At 70.7% G+C, this 15,621-nt stretch carries 12 protein-coding genes and 1 tRNA gene; 3 read left to right on the top strand and 10 right to left on the bottom strand.

Annotated elements, in window-relative coordinates:
• The first annotated feature begins 141 nt into the window (after positions 1–141).
• Complete coding sequence (locus tag ACZ67T_RS09190; protein ID WP_469982679.1) at positions 142–792, top strand: LysE family translocator; 651 nt, start codon at positions 142–144, stop codon at positions 790–792.
• A gap of 352 nt (positions 793–1,144) precedes the next feature.
• Here the strand turns inward: ACZ67T_RS09190 and ACZ67T_RS09185 are convergent.
• A tRNA-Gly gene (locus ACZ67T_RS09185) sits at positions 1,145–1,218 on the bottom strand.
• Positions 1,219–1,743: 525 nt separating this feature from the next.
• On the opposite strand from ACZ67T_RS09185, the gene dcd reads away from it, so the two are divergent.
• Both dcd and ACZ67T_RS09175 read left to right on the top strand, forming a co-directional pair.
• Complete coding sequence (dcd, locus tag ACZ67T_RS09180; protein ID WP_100596440.1) at positions 1,744–2,319, top strand: dCTP deaminase; 576 nt, start codon at positions 1,744–1,746, stop codon at positions 2,317–2,319.
• A gap of 8 nt (positions 2,320–2,327) precedes the next feature.
• Positions 2,328–2,825, top strand: a complete 498-nt coding sequence (locus ACZ67T_RS09175; protein ID WP_383089047.1) for a phosphoribosyltransferase — start codon at positions 2,328–2,330, stop codon at positions 2,823–2,825.
• Between the two features lie 74 nt (positions 2,826–2,899).
• Here the strand turns inward: ACZ67T_RS09175 and ACZ67T_RS09170 are convergent, their stop codons facing one another.
• The 9 genes from ACZ67T_RS09170 to ACZ67T_RS09130 form a co-directional block, all read right to left on the bottom strand.
• Positions 2,900–4,516 (bottom strand): MFS transporter, encoded by a 1,617-nt coding sequence (locus tag ACZ67T_RS09170; RefSeq protein WP_469982678.1) that lies wholly within the window; start codon positions 4,514–4,516, stop codon positions 2,900–2,902.
• A 188-nt stretch (positions 4,517–4,704) separates the two neighbouring features.
• On the bottom strand, positions 4,705–5,709 hold the full coding sequence (locus tag ACZ67T_RS09165; protein WP_469982676.1) for a Yip1 family protein: 1,005 nt from the start codon (positions 5,707–5,709) through the stop codon (positions 4,705–4,707).
• A gap of 109 nt (positions 5,710–5,818) precedes the next feature.
• Complete coding sequence (locus ACZ67T_RS09160; RefSeq protein WP_469982674.1) at positions 5,819–7,255, bottom strand: FG-GAP and VCBS repeat-containing protein; 1,437 nt, start codon at positions 7,253–7,255, stop codon at positions 5,819–5,821.
• Between the two features lie 75 nt (positions 7,256–7,330).
• Entirely contained in the window at positions 7,331–8,821 is a 1,491-nt protein-coding gene (locus tag ACZ67T_RS09155) for an FG-GAP-like repeat-containing protein (protein WP_469982672.1), read from the bottom strand.
• Positions 8,822–9,070: 249 nt separating this feature from the next.
• Positions 9,071–10,405: an FG-GAP and VCBS repeat-containing protein gene (locus tag ACZ67T_RS09150; protein WP_469982671.1), complete on the bottom strand. Its 1,335-nt coding sequence runs from the start codon at positions 10,403–10,405 to the stop codon at positions 9,071–9,073.
• Positions 10,406–10,431: 26 nt separating this feature from the next.
• Complete coding sequence (locus tag ACZ67T_RS09145; RefSeq protein WP_469982670.1) at positions 10,432–11,862, bottom strand: FG-GAP and VCBS repeat-containing protein; 1,431 nt, start codon at positions 11,860–11,862, stop codon at positions 10,432–10,434.
• Between the two features lie 74 nt (positions 11,863–11,936).
• Complete coding sequence (locus ACZ67T_RS09140) at positions 11,937–13,409, bottom strand: FG-GAP-like repeat-containing protein (protein WP_469982668.1); 1,473 nt, start codon at positions 13,407–13,409, stop codon at positions 11,937–11,939.
• A 208-nt stretch (positions 13,410–13,617) separates the two neighbouring features.
• Positions 13,618–14,172, bottom strand: a complete 555-nt coding sequence (locus ACZ67T_RS09135) for a hypothetical protein (RefSeq protein ID WP_469982666.1) — start codon at positions 14,170–14,172, stop codon at positions 13,618–13,620.
• A 16-nt stretch (positions 14,173–14,188) separates the two neighbouring features.
• Positions 14,189–15,481, bottom strand: a complete 1,293-nt coding sequence (locus tag ACZ67T_RS09130; RefSeq protein WP_469982664.1) for an FG-GAP repeat domain-containing protein — start codon at positions 15,479–15,481, stop codon at positions 14,189–14,191.
• Between the last annotated feature and the right edge of the window lie 140 nt (positions 15,482–15,621).

The following is a 15,621-nucleotide window of genomic DNA, read 5'->3' as shown; positions in this document are numbered from 1 at the left end:
GAGGGCGCATGAAGCCACCGAGCGGCGAGGCCGTAATGTGCAGCAGGCGGGGCGGGCGCCGCTGATGCGTCGTAGCCGTCCGACGCAACTGGGCGACCCACTCCGTATCAGGAGCCCGACGAACGCCCAGGAGGTTGACCGGTGATCACTCTGACCGCAGTCGGAGGAGTGGCCCTGGTCGAACTGGGCATGGCCCTGACTCCGGGACCGAACATGATCCACCTTGCCTCCCGCGCGATCACCCAAGGCCGCAGGGCGGGCCTGGTCAGCCTCAGTGGGACCGCCGTGGGATTCGTGTGCTACCTGCTGGCCGCGGCCGCGGCCGCGGGCCTGTCCGCGTTGTTCGCCGCCGTGCCGGTGGCGTTCATGGTGGTCAAGCTTGCCGGGGCCGCCTACCTGGCCTACCTCGCCTGGGGCATGCTCAAGCCCGGCGGCCGCTCGCCCTTCGCCCCGGCCGAGGACTTGTCTCCGGTCTCCGACGCTCGCCTGTTCTCGATGGGGCTGCTGACCAACCTGCTCAACCCCAAGATCGCTCTTATGTACGCCGCCCTACTGCCCCAGTTCCTGGACCCGCAGGCAGGTCCGGCCTGGGGGCAACTGCTCCAGCTCGGTGGTGTGCAGATCGTCGTGGGAATCTCCGTGAACGCTCTGATCATGCTGAGTGCAGCACGGGTGTCGGGGTTCTTGGCCGCCCGGCCCCGCGCCATGACCGCCCAGCGCTTCACGGCAGGCGGCCTGCTCGGCGCCTTCGCGCTGCGCACCGCCCTGTCTCGCACTCCTGTCTCCACCTGAACCAGGCTGACGGCACCCGTGGATGCCGGACAACTCCCTTGCCCAGCCCGCCACTCACCCCCTTCGGGCGTGAGCCGACCGACCGTCGTCGCTCCGCTGGATGTGCGCTGTAAAGCACCCGGTTCCCGTGCTCGGCGGAGTGGTCCAGAAGGAACTGGTGGCCCTGCGCCGGATCGCTACCTGCTAGGGCTCAACGTGCGAAGCGCCACAAGGAGCCGCGCGAAGGACCCGCCCGACAGCCCAGATGGTGCGGATGTGGTGCGCGACAGCTGAAGGCAGCTGAACAGGTCCAGACAACGAACAAGATCCAGACAACGAACAAGGCCCAGGTCGTTGACCTGGGCCTCAAGTATGGAGCGGGTGACGAGAATCGAACTCGCACTCTCAGCTTGGGAAGCTGATGTTCTACCACTAAACTACACCCGCGTAAGACGCCGGTTGAGCCGGAGTCGTAACGTCGCACACTGTACCTCACCTCGGACCCCCGGCGCTTTCGCCGTGGGGTCCGTATGCGTTGCGCGTGCTGGATGTGACTGCGGGTGAAGGGAGTTGGGGCGTACGGTGGGGCCGGCTTCGAGGGTCCTTCCGTGTGCGGAGTGCCGCCTGGAGTGGCGTCCCTTTCATCCCGTAATGTGACCCATCGTTGTCAGCCAGAAATGGCGTAGTGGCTCGTGGGGAAGGGACTCTGGGACTCGATGGAGCGCACATTCGTCCGTTGTGCCGAGGGGCACGTGTTCAGCACCGCTTCGTTCCCGATGCAGCAGGCCGACCGGCTCGGACCCGGCCGGCTGATCCGATGTCCGCGGTGTGCGCGGCTGAGGAACGCGGTTCCTGTGGAGTTCGAGAAGCGGTAGCCGGCGCATAGCCGGAAGGCAGGCGCGCGGGTGCGCCACAGTCGCGGTGCAATGGCCGGATTGTGGCGGGCCCGCGCGCTCTGCGTATCCTCGCTACGTGCTTCTCTCAGACAAGGACATCCGGGCCGAGATCGACGCCGGACGGGTCCGCATCGATCCGTACGACGAATCCATGGTGCAGCCCTCGAGCATCGACGTGCGGCTCGACCGCTACTTCCGGGTGTTCGAGAACCACCGCTACCCGCACATCGACCCCGCGGTGGAGCAGGCCGACCTGACGCGGCTCGTGGAGCCGGAGGGCGACGAGCCCTTCATCCTCCACCCCGGCGAGTTCGTGCTCGCCTCCACGTACGAGGTCATCTCCCTGCCGGACGATCTCGCCTCGCGCCTCGAGGGCAAGAGCTCCCTCGGCCGGCTCGGGCTCGTCACGCACTCCACCGCCGGCTTCATCGACCCCGGTTTCTCTGGGCACGTCACGCTGGAGCTGTCGAACCTCGCGACGCTGCCGATCAAGCTGTGGCCGGGCATGAAGATCGGGCAGCTGTGCATGTTCCGGCTGAGCTCGCCCGCCGAGTTCCCCTACGGCAACGAGCGCTACGGGTCCCGCTACCAGGGCCAGCGCGGCCCCACGGCCTCCCGTTCCTTCCTCAATTTCCATCGAACGCAGGTGTGAGCAGCAGCATGAGTGACGTACGCGAGAACCTTACGTACGAGAAGTTCGGCATTGCCGTGCGCGAGCTGGCGCAGACGATCGCCGACGACGGTTACGAGCCGGACATCGTGCTGTCCATCGCGCGCGGTGGCGTCTTCGTGGCCGGCGGGCTCGCGTACGCCCTCGACTGCAAGAACATCCACCTCGTGAACGTCGAGTTCTACACGGGTGTGGGAACGACGCTCGAGATGCCCGTCATGCTGGCGCCCGTGCCCAACGCGATCGACTTCTCGGACAAGAAGGTGCTCATCACCGATGACGTCGCCGACACCGGGAAGACCCTGAAGCTGGTCCACGACTTCTGCCTCGACACCGTGGCCGAGGTGCGCTCCGCCGTGATCTACGAGAAGTCGCACTCGCTCGTGAAGTGCGAGTACGTGTGGAAGCGCACGGATGAGTGGATCAACTTCCCGTGGTCCGTCGAGCCGCCCGTCGTGAGCCGGGCCGGGCAGGTTCTGGACGCCTGAGCAGGCGGTACGGCATGCAGCGCGCGTGGGGCCCGGCACACACAGTGCCGGGCCCCACGCGCGTTCCCGGCAGGCTAGGGCGTTGCCGAGCGGGGCTGGGTCGTCGGGATCCGTGAGGTGAAGAACATGGCGACCAGCGAGGTGAGGGCGAGGACGGCGAGTGCGGCGCGGAGGCCGTCGAGCCGTGCTTCGCTGTTCGCGTCGAGCGCCGCCTGTGAGACCTCCGCGCTCGTGCCGGCTTTGTCGAGCGCGGTCTTGAGCTGAGCGTCCGAGAGGAAGGGCGCGCCGCTCTGGAGCTCGACGGAGGTCTGGCTCTTGACCTCGGCCGGGACCGCCGGATTCTGTTCGATGCCGGTGACGAACGAGGCCGTGAGCGCGGCGATGAGGATCGACCCGGCGAGCGCTGTACCGAGCGAGGCGCCCAGGTTGGTGACGGCGTTCTGGACTCCGCCGACCTCCGCGCTCTGTGTCTCCGGCACCGCGGACACGGTGACCGACCCGAGCTGGGACGCCAGTGCGCCCATGCCGAGCCCGATCAGCAGGAGGGGGAGGGTGACGATCTCCGCACCGGCTCCCACGTCGAGCGCGGCCAGCAGGGCCACCGCGCCGGCGAGCAGCGCGAGGATCCCGAGCCGCACCACCCGGCGCGGTGAGGCATCCGGGAGGAAGCGCGGGATCAGGATCGCGCCCGCCAGCAGTGTCAGCGAGAGCGGCAGGATGCGGGCACCGGTCTTGAGCGCGGACAGGCCGAGGGCGACCGACAGATACAGCGGGACGACGAAGAACACACCCATCTGCACGAGGTACTGGAAGAAGAACATCGTCAGGCCGCCGGTGAGCTGCTTGTTCTGCAGCAGGGCCGGGTCGACGAGCGGCTCCTTGCGCTGCTCCACCAGGCGGGCCTCCCAGCGGAGGAACAGCCAGATCAGCAGCAGACCGGCCAGCGCCAGCCAGACGACCAGCGAAACACCGAGCCACGAAGGCGCCCCGGGTTTGGGCCGGAGCCAGCCCCACTCGTCCGAGCGGAGGACTCCGTAGACGAAGATCCCGAGGCCGAGGGCGCAGAGCGCGCAGCCGAGGAGATCGATGCGGGAGCGTTCGCCGACCGGCGCGTCGGCGATGCGGCGGGCGAGCACGAGGATGCCGAGCACCACCACGACCTCACCGGCGAACACCCAGCGCCAGGAGAAGTACGTCGTCGCGACACCTCCGACGAGCGGCCCCACCGCGATCGCCACGGCCCCCGCGGCCGCGACGAGACCATAGGCGGCGGGGCGGCGTTCCGTGACGAAGTTGCCCGCCACGAGCGCCACGATCGCGGGCATGATGAGGGCGGCTCCGATCCCCTCGAGGAGCGCCCAGCCGAGCAGCAGTACGGGGAGGTTGGGTGCGAGCGCCGTGGTCAGGGAGCCGCAGCCGTAGATGACGCAGCCGATCATGAACGCGCGTTTGCGGCCGATCAGCGCGCCGACCTTGCCGCCCGGGATCATGAACATCGCCATCACGAGGGTGTACGCCGTGATGGCGCCCTGGATTCCCGTCACGGTCGTGCCCACGTCCTCGGCGACGGTGGCGATCGAGACGTTCATGACCGAGCTGTCGAGTGCCATCAGGAACTGACCTGCTGCGAGTGTCAGCAGGACGAGTCGCGCCTTCGTCGAGCTTTCAGCAGTGCCTGCCGCAGGTGCCATGGGCGCATCGTGGCAGCTGTCCCAAGGGCCGTTGCTCCGACCCGCCACCGGCGTCACCCGTTGGCGGTGAGGCGGTGAGGCGGTGAGGCGGTGAGGCGGTGAGGCGGTGAGGCGGTGAGGCGGTGGCGGCGAACGCGAGTGGGGCCCGGCACACACTGTGCCGGGCCCCACTCAGGTGTCCCAGGTCTCTAGAACGTGCCCAGCTTGATGATCGACAGGAGTGCGATCAGCTGGATCGCGGAGGCTGCCAGCGCCTTCGGCCACGGCAGGTCGTGCGACCTGCTGACCATGAGCGTCAGCAGGAAGCCCGCGAGCGCCCACGTCGCCCAGCCGATGACCTGCACGAACGGGGCGTCGCCGCCGAGGAACATCGCGAAGAGCAGGCGCGGGGCGTCCGTGATCGCGGTGATCAGCATCGCGAGGCCGACCGTGGGCTGCCACGCCCCGTCACCGCCGAGCTGGCGGGCCAGCGTGTGCGTGACCACGCCGAGCACGAAGAAGCTGAGGGTGATCGCCACGCCGGTCGTGAGGACGTACGGGATCGCCGCCGAGAGCGTGGCATTGATCACGTCCTCGCGGGCCGAGTCGAAGCCGAAGATCGCGAGCAGCCCGTAGAGCAACGTCACGATGAGGGCGGGGCCCCACATCGCGTGGTCCCGCATCTGGAGGTACGTCTGGCCGGGGCGCAGGACGACCCCGGACAGCAGCGGCTTCCAGTGCAGTCGCGGACCGGCGGGTGCGGCCGGGGCCGAACCCGCGCGGTAGGTGCCGCCCTGGCTGTACGGGTCCTCGCCCACGGAGAACGCCTGGGTGTGCCCCGGGTTGTTCGCCGCGTACGGGTCGTAGCCCTGGCCCTGCTGACCGTGCCCCTGTGGGCCGTTCGGGTCGCCGAAGTACTCCGGCTCGCCGTGGCCTCCGGACTGGGGCCACTGCTGCTGCTGACCGTACGGCTGCTGCGGTTGCCGGCCGCCGTACTGGTGCTGCCGCGGTTGCCCGTTCGGGGGCGCGGGAGGGTAGCCGTACGGGGCCTGCCCCTGGGGGGCACCCTGTCCGTACGGTCGCGATTGCGAGGCGCGGTTGTCCCGGCCGCGTCCGATCCTGAATCCAGCCACGTCATCGAACGTACCTGGTCCCGGGGATCGAGGTGCCGGGCCCGGTGGATCGGGCCCGGCTTTGCTGCCGAGCTGTGACATCCCCTAAGGGTGTCGGGAGGTGCCTACGGGGTGGTCGGAGGTAAGGAGGCTCCGTACCGATTCGTTCACCAGATCACTTTGACCGCAGGGGCGTTCCCCAGCCGGCCGTCTAGTCAGCCATCACGTTTCCGAAGGACGGCGATCCGGTCGTGGAGATGCCGACGGACGACACTCCGAAGCTGACGGCGCCCGTGGTGGTCAGGCCCGTTGACGAGCCATGCAGGCTCCAGAGGGCGCCGTCACCGTTGTTCTCGCCCTGCGCGCCGACGGAGAGGTCCGCGCGGCCGTCCGCGGTGAGGTCGGCGAGCCGCACGGCCGAACCGAAGTGGTCGTTGTCCTCATCGGCGCCCGGGATGCCGGTGGTGCCCTGGTGGAACACCTTGACCCCGTCCGTGGACAGGCCGAGCGGGTTCCCGCGGAACACGGTGACGCTGCCGGTCAGCGAGGCGTCGCCGATGCTCTCGTAGTAGCTGCCGACCGCGGCGTCGTCGTGTCCGTCCCCGTCGATGTCACCGATGGAGATCGCGTTGCCGAAGTAGTCGCTCGACTCGTCCTCGCCGGGTACACCCGGGGTGTCCTGTTCGATGACTCTTTCCGTGTCGGTACGCACTCCGGCATCACCCCCGAGGTAGGAGGTGATGGCGCCGCCCACGTGGCCCTGGTCGTCGCCGTTAGGCGCGCCGACGATCACGTCGTCGTAACCGTCGCCGTTGAGGTCGCCCGTGGCCACGGTGTCGCCCTCGGCGAGAATGTCCTGGTAGGTCATGCCTGTCGCGGAGCCCAGATAGACCAGACTGCCGAAGGCGGCGCTGTAGCTGTTCGGGTTGTAGAAGCCCGTGATCAGCAGGTCGCTGTAGCCGTCGCGGTTGAAGTCCCCGGAGGTGAGGGTCCGCGCCCCGTTGGAGGTGCCGGGCTCCAGGTCGGTGCCGAGCTTGAACTTGGAGGCGGCACCGGAGGACTTGGTGAACCCTCCCCGGTAGATCCAGACCGCGCTGCCGGTGCTGCCCACCGCGAGATCGGCTGTGCCGTCGCCGGTGAAGTCGCCCACGGCCAGGGACTTGCCGAAGAGATCGTGGCCGGACGGGTCCGGATCGTTGACGGTCGTCCCGCCGGAGAGGCCGTCGGCACTGCCCCAGAGCACAACGACCGTACCGCCGTCGGTGTCGGTGCCGACGTCCTCGCCAGCGGTCCCGACCACGAGGTCGGCGAATCCGTCGCTGTTCAGGTCGCCGGATGCGAGCACGGAACCGAAGCCGTCGTTCTTCTCGGCCGTTCCGGGGACACCGCTGGTGTTCTGGCTGAGGACCGTGCGCCGGGCGGCGCTGATGCCGGAGGCCGAACCGTAGGTGACCACGACGGCGCCGGCGCAGCTCGCGCCGCCCACGGTGGCACAGACCGCGGAGGTCGCGAGGTCGCGGAATCCGTCGCCGTTGAAGTCGTCCGTGTACTTCGCGGACGCGGCCGTCGCCGGGGTCGGGAGGGTCAGGGGGGCGAGCAGGCCGGAGGTCACGGCTGCCGCCAGCGCGAGGGCGCGCCGTTTGTGCATGATGTCGGGCTTCCTGGAGTGGGGAGGCCGGGTCCGCGACGGGGGCGCGGACCCGGCCGGTTTGTGGGGGCGGCGTCAGTCCGTGAAGTTGGCGCCCAGGCGCGGGGTGCCGGTGGCGGAGATGCCGAGCGTGGACGTGTAGATGCCGGAGGACGCCGCGAGGGTGCCGTCCGCCTTGACCTTCACCGGGTAGACGGCGCCGTTGCCGCCGTTCTCGCCGTCGGCGCCGATGAGGATCTCGTCCCGGCCGTCGTGGTTGAGGTCGTCCAGATGCACGTCGGAGCCGAACTGGTCGTTCTTCTCGTTGGAGTTGGGGACGAACGCGTTGTTCTGCTCCAGGAACAGGGCGCCCGTGCCGGTGATGCCCGAGCCGTCGGCCGAGCCGTACAGGACGGTGGCCGCGCCCGCGTTGGCACCGCCCGTCAGGTCCTCGCCGGGGGCGCCGACGACGAGGTCCAGGTGGCCGTCGCCGTTGACGTCGCCGAGGTCGATCTCGCCGCCGAAGGTGTCGCCCTTCTCGCTGGAGCCGGGGACGCCCGCGGTGTTCTGCGTGAACTTCTCGGTGTCGCCGGCGGACGGGCCGCTCGCCGTGCCGTGCACGATGTACACCGAACCGCCCGTGGTGGCGCCCGCGATGCCGGAGTCCCAGGAGTTGCCGATGACGATGTCGTCGTAGCCGTCCTCGTCAGTGTCGCCGAGATCGGTGATGATGCCGGCGGGCAGCTTCTGCGCGGCGGAGTTGGTGAGACCGGTGGTGCTGCCGGGGATCCAGTAGTTGGCGTTCAGGTTGTCCGACGGGTCGTAGCCGTTGACGATCAGGTCGTCCTTGCCGTCGCCGTTCGCGTCACCGGAATGCAGGCTGTTGATCCCGTCCCCGGTCTGGACACCGGTGCTCAGCGTCTTGTGGACCGCGGCGCCGGAGGTGCGGCTGAAGCCGCCGGAGAAGACGTCGACGGTCGTTGCGCCGAGCGAGCCGACGGCTATGTCGTCCTTGCCGTCGCCGTCGAAGTCGCCTGCCTCGACCACGCCGCCGAACAAGTCGTGCTTGGTGGGCCGAGGGTCGGCGACGGTGCTTCCGCTCTTCAGCCCGGCGGCCGAGCCCCACAGGATGGCGGCGGTGCCGCCGTCCTTGTCCGAGCCGACGTCCTCGCCGAGCGCGCCGACGAGGACGTCGTCGTAACCGTCGCCATCGAAGTCGCCGTAAGCGGAGTCGCCGCCGAACAGGTCGCCGGCCTCGGCGGTGCCAGGGACACCGGGGGAGTTCTGGCTGATGGTGGCGTAGTGGTTGCCGGTGGCTCCGCCGTAGACGACGGCGAGCTGGCCCGCGCTCGCCTTGCCGTTCACGTAGGCGCCGTACGCGGAGGCGACGGCGTCCGCGTAGCCGTCGCCGTTGAAGTCGGCGTCCCCTTGGGAGACGCCGGCCGCGGCCGTGTCGGCGGACGCCACGCCGGCCGACGTGGCCAGCAGGCCCCCGGTCAGTGCGGCGGCGGCCGCGGTGGCGGTGGCGAGCCGGATCCGGACGGGGGAGGGCTCGGGCGTGCGCTTGTGCTTGGCGTGTCTGGTCATGCGTGTAACTCCTGCGTCAACCGGGGGATGTGGGGGCATCCGCAGTCAGTAAGGGTGCGTTCCGGCGGCGTTTGCCGGGAGTTGTCCCGGACATGGCCCTGCGGTCGGCTTACAGGAGACGGTTGGTGGGGGTGGAGGGTTGTACGGGGCGAGTGGGAATCCGTGGGATCCGCGGGCGCCGCGCCACCGGACAGGAACGAGCCCCGTCGGCCGGGGCGGGTCGACGGGGCTCGTTCACGCGGGTGGGCCCTACTGGAGGAAGCCCTCGATCAGGTCCGACGGGACCGGCGCGGCGCCCGTGGTGGTGATTCCGGAGGCCGAGCCGGGCAGACGGAGCGAACCGACCATGCCCGCCACGTACAGGTCGGCGTAGCCGTCGCGGTCGGTGTCGCGCAGCCGCACCGTGGAGCCGAACATGTCGTCCGTGTCGAGCGCCCCGGTGACCCCCGGACTGTTGCGGGCGAACCACTGCGAGCCGGTGCCGCTGACGCCGCTCGCGCGGCCCTTGAAGACGTGGACGCCGCCCGCGTACTCCTTGTCGTCGATCTTCTCGCCGTAGGCGCCGACCGCCAGGTCCTGGTAGCCGTCGCCGTTGACGTCGCCCGCGGAGACGGACCAGCCGAAACTGTCGTCCGGCTCCGGCGTGCCCGCGACGCCGCTGGTGGACTGGGAGATGCGGGCGCTGGTGCCGGGGCCCGTCGAGGAGCCGTACCAGAGGGAGACGCGGCCCTCGTAGCCCGAGTAGGCGGGAGTGCCGATGGCGACGTCGCCGTAGCCGTCCTTGTTGAAGTCGGCGATGACGCCGTCGCCGCCGTAATCCTCCGAGTTGACGTGGAGGGACGGGCCGGACGTCAGCGTGGAGCCGCCCTTGACGAACCAGGCGTCCGCGGCCGTGGCCGCGCCGGAGAAGGTGTCGCCGACGATGACGAGGTCGGTCTTGGAGTCGCCGTTCACCTTGCCCGCGATCAGTGCGGTGGAGTCGAAGCCCGTCTTGTCCAGGGTCGAGACCGAACCGGCCACTCCGGAGCGGGTGATGGGGCCGCGGTACACGTATGTCTTGCCGGCGTTGACGGCCGCGAGATCCGGTTTGCCGTCACCGTTGAAGTCGCCGGTCGCGAGGTCGTTCGCGAAGTAGCCGAACTCCTGCTTGGCCTTGTTGGTGACGGATGTCCCGCCGGACAGGCCCGTGGGTGAGCCCCAGAGGATCATGACGGCTCCCTGGTCCTCGTTGCTGCCGACGTCCTCGCCCCGGGCGGCCACCGCGAGGTCGCCGTAGCCGTCCTGATCGAAGTCGGCGGCCGTCCTGACTTCGCCCCACATGTCGTCGGCCTCGTCCTCGCCGGGCACTCCGGCGCTGCTCTGGTCGATCACCTGGGTCTTCGTGCCCGGACCCGTGGCGGTGCCGAAGGTGATGAGGAGGGCGCCGCCGGGGCTGTTCCAGGACATGGACGCGTAGTCGCGGTACCCGTCGCCGTTGAAGTCGTCGGCGTACTTGGCCGTGGCCGCGGAGGCGGGGCCGGAGGGCAGGGTGAGAGGGGCGAGGCCGGCCGCGACGAGTGCGGTGAGGGCCGTTGCGGTGCGCATGCGCACGGGTGGGGCTCCTTTCGGGGTCAGCCGCTGATGTGGTCGCCGAACATGGCCTGGTCGCCGTCGAAACCGAGCGCGGACGGGCCGAAGCTGGTGGCGCCGGACGTGGTGAGGCCCGTGCTGGATCCGCGCAGGTTCCAGACCGCCCCGGTGCCGCCGTTCTCGAAGGCCGCGCCGGTCGTGAGGTCGGCCCGGCCGTTCTTGTTGATGTCGCGGAGCAGGACGGCGGAGCCGAAGCTGTCGTTCTTCTCCGAGGCGCCCGGCACGCCGGACGTGCTCTGGGAGTACGCCTGGGCGCCGGTCACGGTGAGGCCGGCCGCGGAGCCGCGGAGCAGGACGACGGTGCCCGCGTCCGTGGCGGAGCCGATCGCCTCGCCGGGCGAGCCGATCGCGAGGTCGCCGTACCCGTCGCCGTTCGCGTCGCCCACGGACAGGGAGGCGCCGAAGCGGTCCATCGCCTCGGCGGTGCCGGGAACGCCGGCCGTCGCCTGGGTGTAGCTCTTCTGGGCGGTCAGGGCGGGTCCCGTCGCGCTTCCGGGGAGGACGGTGACCTTGCCGCCGAGGGCGCCGCCCGGGTCGGACGTCTTGTCCAGGGGGTTGCCGAGAACGATGTCCCCGTAGCCGTCCTTGTTCAGATCGCCGACAGTGGCCGCGTACGCGCCGGGGAGCGTGATCGCGGACGGGGAGGTGACCGGCTGGAGGAAGAGGTACGTGGCCGCGTACTGGTCGTCGGCGCCTTCGCCGTAGGGCGCGTAGCCCTGTACGACGAGGTCGTCGACCCCGTCCCTGTTGGTGTCGCCCGCGGTCAGGCTGCCGGATGTGGCGTTGGGGTCGAGTGCGGTCGTCACGGTCGAAGTGCCGCCGCGCGTACCGGACGTGGTGAAGCCGCCGCGGATGATGTCCACGGTGGAGCCGGTCGAGCCGACCGCGAGGTCGTCGTGGCCGTCGCCGTCGAAGTCGCCCACGGCGAGCGTCGTGCCGAAGTAGTCGTGCTTGGTGGGGCGCGGGTCGGTGACCGTGGTCCCGCCGGAGAGTCCGCTCGCCGAGCCCCACACGATGGTGACCGCTCCGGCGTGCGTGTCGGTGCCGGTCTTCTCGTTCGGGGCGCCGACGACCAGGTCGGCGTATCCGTCGCCGTTGAGGTCGCCGGTGGCGAGGGAGTAGCCGAAGGTGTCCTCGGTCTCGGGCGTGCCGGGAATGCCGGTACTGGCCTGGCTGAGCACCGTCCGCTTGGCGGTGTTCAGTCCGGCGGACGAGCCGTAGACGACGGCCGCGCGGCCGGCCATGTATGTGCCGGACACTGTCGCGGTGCCCGCGGTGAGGGCGATGTCGCGGTATCCGTCGCCATTGAAGTCGCCGGGCAGCCCGGACGGCGCGGCGGTCGCGGAAGTGGCGGGCAGGGCGAGCAGCCCCGTCGTGAGAGCCGTGGCCAGGAGCAGGGTGCGCTTGCGCATGGGGATCCAGGGGTGCGTGGTCGGGAACGGGCCCGCACCGAAGCGGTGCGGGCCCGACGAGCGGGCGAGAGGCCCTAGTTGGCCGCGTTGCCGCCCAGCATCGGGGAGGCGTCCGTCGAGACGGCGAGGGAGGTCGCCGAGAAGGAGCGCGTGCCCGTCGTGGTGATCTTCGTGCCGTTCGACGGGAGGTACGTCAGCGCGCCGTTGCCGCCGTTCTCGCCGTACGCGCCGATCGTCAGGTCGGCCTTGCCGTCGCCGGTGACGTCGGTGAGCTTGACCTCGTTGCCGAAGTAGTCCTTCGCCTCGTCCGAGCCGGGGACGCCGGCCGTGGACTGGGCGAAGAACTGGCCGCCGGACTGCGTGTCGATGCCGTTCGCGGAGCCGTAGAGGACCGTCACGGAGCCGGTGTCGGTGACGCCGCCCAGGTTCTCGCCGGCGGCGCCGACCACCAGGTCCTGGTAGTTGTCGCCGTTGATGTCGCCGAGGGACAGCTCGCCGCCGAAGTCGTCGCCGCGCTCGGAGCCGCCGGGCACGTTGCCGGTGTTCTGGCTGATGGCGGTGGTGGCGGCGGGGCCGCTCGCCGAGCCGTACGTGATGTTGACCTTGCCGCCGTCGGTCGACTCGGTCGGGTCCGGGGACCCGTCCGTGGGCTCGTCCCACTCCTGGCCGGTCACGATGTCGCCGAAGCCGTCGCCGTTCACGTCGCCGATGTCGGTGATGACGCCGGGCTTCAGCGTCTGTGCGGACGACGCGAGGAGGCCGGAGGCGCTGCCGGGAACGTAGTAGTTGGTGTTCCAGCCCGCGCTGGTGTTCGTCTCGAAGCCGTCGACCACGAGGTCGGTGGCGCCGTCGCCGTTCACGTCACCCGCGGTGAGGGTGAGCGGGCCGGTGCCGTCGCCGGACTGGATCGGCGGCTTGAGCGTGTAACGGCCGCCCGCAGTGCCCGACTTGGCGATGCCGCCCTTGTAGACGTAGACCGTGCTCGCCGTGGAGCCGACCGCGAGGTCGTCCTTGCCGTCGCCGTCGAAGTCACCGGCGGCGAGCGTCTTGCCCCACTGGTCGTGGGAGGAGACGGCCGGGTCCGCGATGGTCGTGCCGCCGGTGAGGCCCGACGCGGAGCCCCACATGATCATGACGGTGCCGCCGTCGGTGTCGCCGTCCACGTCCTCGAAGCGCGCGGACGTGGCCAGGTCGTCGTAGCCGTCGTCGTTGAAGTCGCCGTACGCGCTGACCCAGCCGAAGCCGTCGTTGGTCTCGGCGGTGCCGGGGACGCCCGTCGTGTTCTGGCTGACGGTTTTGCGGGCGGCGGCGTTCAGGCCGTTCGCCGAGCCGTACAGGGCGACGATCTGGCCGGCGCCCTTCTTGCCGCCGACCGTCGACCAGCCGGCGGAGAACGCGATGTCCCCGATGTGGTCGCCGTTGAAGTCGGCCTCGTGGTGGTGGACGGAGTCGGCGGCGAGGGCCGAGCCCGTGGAGAGGGAGAGCAGCCCGCCCGTCAGCGCGACCGCGGCGGCCGAGGCGAGGGCGATACGTATGGGCTTGTGCATGCGGGATTCTCCTGCAGCATGCGGGGATGCCTGGCGGGCATCCGCAGTCAATGGGGTGCGTTCCGCGGGTGTTTGCCGGGAGTTGTTCCAGGCGTGGCCCTGCGGTTGGCGAACAGGAGACTCGTAGTGGGGCCAGAGGGTTGTATGTGGTCCACAGTTATTTCCGGCGGCCCGGGTCTCGGTCTTCCCGGAGCCCGTTCGGCGCAGATCAGCGCAGGACCGTCCCGAAGGCACGCCCCGCGCCGCTCGTCACCGTCCCGAAGTCCGCGCCGTTGAAGGACGTGGCGTACGACGTGGTGACGTACGGGACCGCGCCGCGCAGGACCCAGACGGCGCCCGCGTCGGCCGAGGTGCCGATGTCCTCGCCGTTCGCGCCGATCGCCAGGTCGGCCCCGCCCTTCATGTACACGGTGCAGGGCTTGCCGTCGGCACGCTCCCCGTAGAGGACGTACGTGTAGCCGTCCTTGGAGAGGAACGTGGGCGCCTCCATGCCCTCCAGGCGGACGCCCTCGGGCAGGAGGTCGCCCTCGGGGGCGACGGCGCGGGTCGGGTCCGCGCTCTCGGCGTAGTACCACCAGCTGTCGGAGCTGATCACGGCGAGGTCGGCGGACCCGTCGTCGATGTCGACGAAGGAGGCGGCCTCGCCGAAGCGTTCGGTGTCGGTGGTGGGGGAGTTGAGGATCTTGGCGCCCCGGTCGAAGGCCCTGGGGCCGCCCCGGACGATGGTGACGGAGCCCGTGGTGTTGCACGCGGCGCAGCGCACGCGGGCCCGCCCGGTCTCAGAACTCCGCTGTGGAGAAGGTGACTTGAGGCTTTCCGGCGAGGAGAGCGCCGCCCTTGACTCCGGGGTACACGGCGATCGTGTCCGTGCTCTCGCCGAGGTACGTGCGGAGCACGAGGTCGGCGCGTCCGTCGCCGTCGAGGTCGGTCGCCTCGAGGACCTCGGTGGTGCCGGCGGCCCCGGGGGTGACGGGCACGGCCGCCCTCCCGTTCGCGGGCAGGACCTTCGGGGCCTTCGACGCGCCGCCGGACACGACGAGTTCGGCCACGCCGTCCCCGTCGAAGTCACCCGCGGTGATGGCCGTCCCGGTGGCCTCGAGGGCGGCGGCGCCCGGCCGCGAGAGGGTGACGCCGGAGGCCGTGAGCAGCGCGGTGTCCGCGCCCGCGCCCTTGGTGAACCGGCCCACCGCGAGGCCGAGGCCGGACGGCAGCGCGGCGCCGGAACGGGCCGGTCCCTGCGGGCCGCCCAGGACGATCCGGGACGGTGACGAGCCGCGGGAGGTGCGGCGCACGAGGAGGTCGTCGTACCCGTCGCGGTCGACGTCGAAGGCCGGGCCCACGGGTACGTTGCCGGGTGCGGTCAGCGGCTTGCCGGCCGCGCGCGGGGCGCCGTTGCGCGTGAAGGGGCCGCGCAGGAAACTCAGCCGCCCGCCGCTCGCGTGGACCGTGAGGTCGACCGAGCCGTCCCCGTCGAAGTCGCCGCACACCGGCTGGTCCGGCCAGTCGTTGCCGAACCGCGCCTGGGCGGGGACGACGAGCTTCACGCCCCGGTGGGTGAGCCCGCCCGGGCCGCCGAACAGGATCTGCAGCGGCACCGGCGGCTGCCCCTGCCCGTCGAACGGCGGATCGGTCGACACCACCAGATCGGTGAAGCCGTCCTTGTCGAGGTCGCAGCTCGCCTCGGAGTCGAACGCGGCGGGCGTCTCGCCCTCGGTCGGCGCCGCGTACTTCGCGGGACGCAGCAACTGCCGCGCCCCGGGCACGAGTCCGTGCCCCTTCTTCCCGTACACGACCCCGATCCCGGCGTCGTCCCCGAGCCCGTCGTGCACGAGATCGTCCAGTACGAGGTCGGGGGCGCCGTCCCCGTTGAAGTCGTCCGGCACCTTGCTGCCGCGGCCGTGCGGGACGGGGAGCGCGGCGCCGGACTTGCCGGACATGGCCACGGGGCGGTGCTTGGCGGGGGCGGGCTCGTCACCGCCGCCGCAGCCGGTGACGGCGGCGACCATGAGCAGGGCGCACCCCGCCGCGGCCCTGCGTATCGCGACGCCGCGGCCGCCCCGTTTGCCCACCATCGCCTCTGACCCCGCCCGCCTCATGCGCCACTTGACCCGTTCATGATGCCGCCGGGGTGAGGGAGGGGGTAGGGGCGGGGCCCGCCGGTTCGGTCGCGGAGCGCGGCCCCTGTCCCGTAAACGCCCCTCCTGTGTCCGGT

The organism is Streptomyces sp. NPDC107517 (assembly GCF_055582645.1).
Note: the sequence above shows the minus strand (reverse complement) of the source record. Positions and strands in the feature narration are given on the sequence as shown.

Coding starts and splice junctions, on each gene's coding strand:
- ACZ67T_RS09175 (WP_383089047.1), top strand. CDS start 2,328: ATGAGTGACGTACGCGAGAACCTTACGTACGAGAAGTTCGGCATTGCC.
- ACZ67T_RS09165 (WP_469982676.1), bottom strand. CDS start 5,709: ATGTCACAGCTCGGCAGCAAAGCCGGGCCCGATCCACCGGGCCCGGCA.
- ACZ67T_RS09155 (WP_469982672.1), bottom strand. CDS start 8,821: ATGACCAGACACGCCAAGCACAAGCGCACGCCCGAGCCCTCCCCCGTC.
- ACZ67T_RS09140 (WP_469982668.1), bottom strand. CDS start 13,409: ATGCACAAGCCCATACGTATCGCCCTCGCCTCGGCCGCCGCGGTCGCG.
- ACZ67T_RS09170 (WP_469982678.1), bottom strand. CDS start 4,516: ATGGCACCTGCGGCAGGCACTGCTGAAAGCTCGACGAAGGCGCGACTC.
- ACZ67T_RS09150 (WP_469982671.1), bottom strand. CDS start 10,405: ATGCGCACCGCAACGGCCCTCACCGCACTCGTCGCGGCCGGCCTCGCC.
- ACZ67T_RS09145 (WP_469982670.1), bottom strand. CDS start 11,862: ATGCGCAAGCGCACCCTGCTCCTGGCCACGGCTCTCACGACGGGGCTG.
- ACZ67T_RS09130 (WP_469982664.1), bottom strand. CDS start 15,481: ATGGTGGGCAAACGGGGCGGCCGCGGCGTCGCGATACGCAGGGCCGCG.
- ACZ67T_RS09160 (WP_469982674.1), bottom strand. CDS start 7,255: ATGCACAAACGGCGCGCCCTCGCGCTGGCGGCAGCCGTGACCTCCGGC.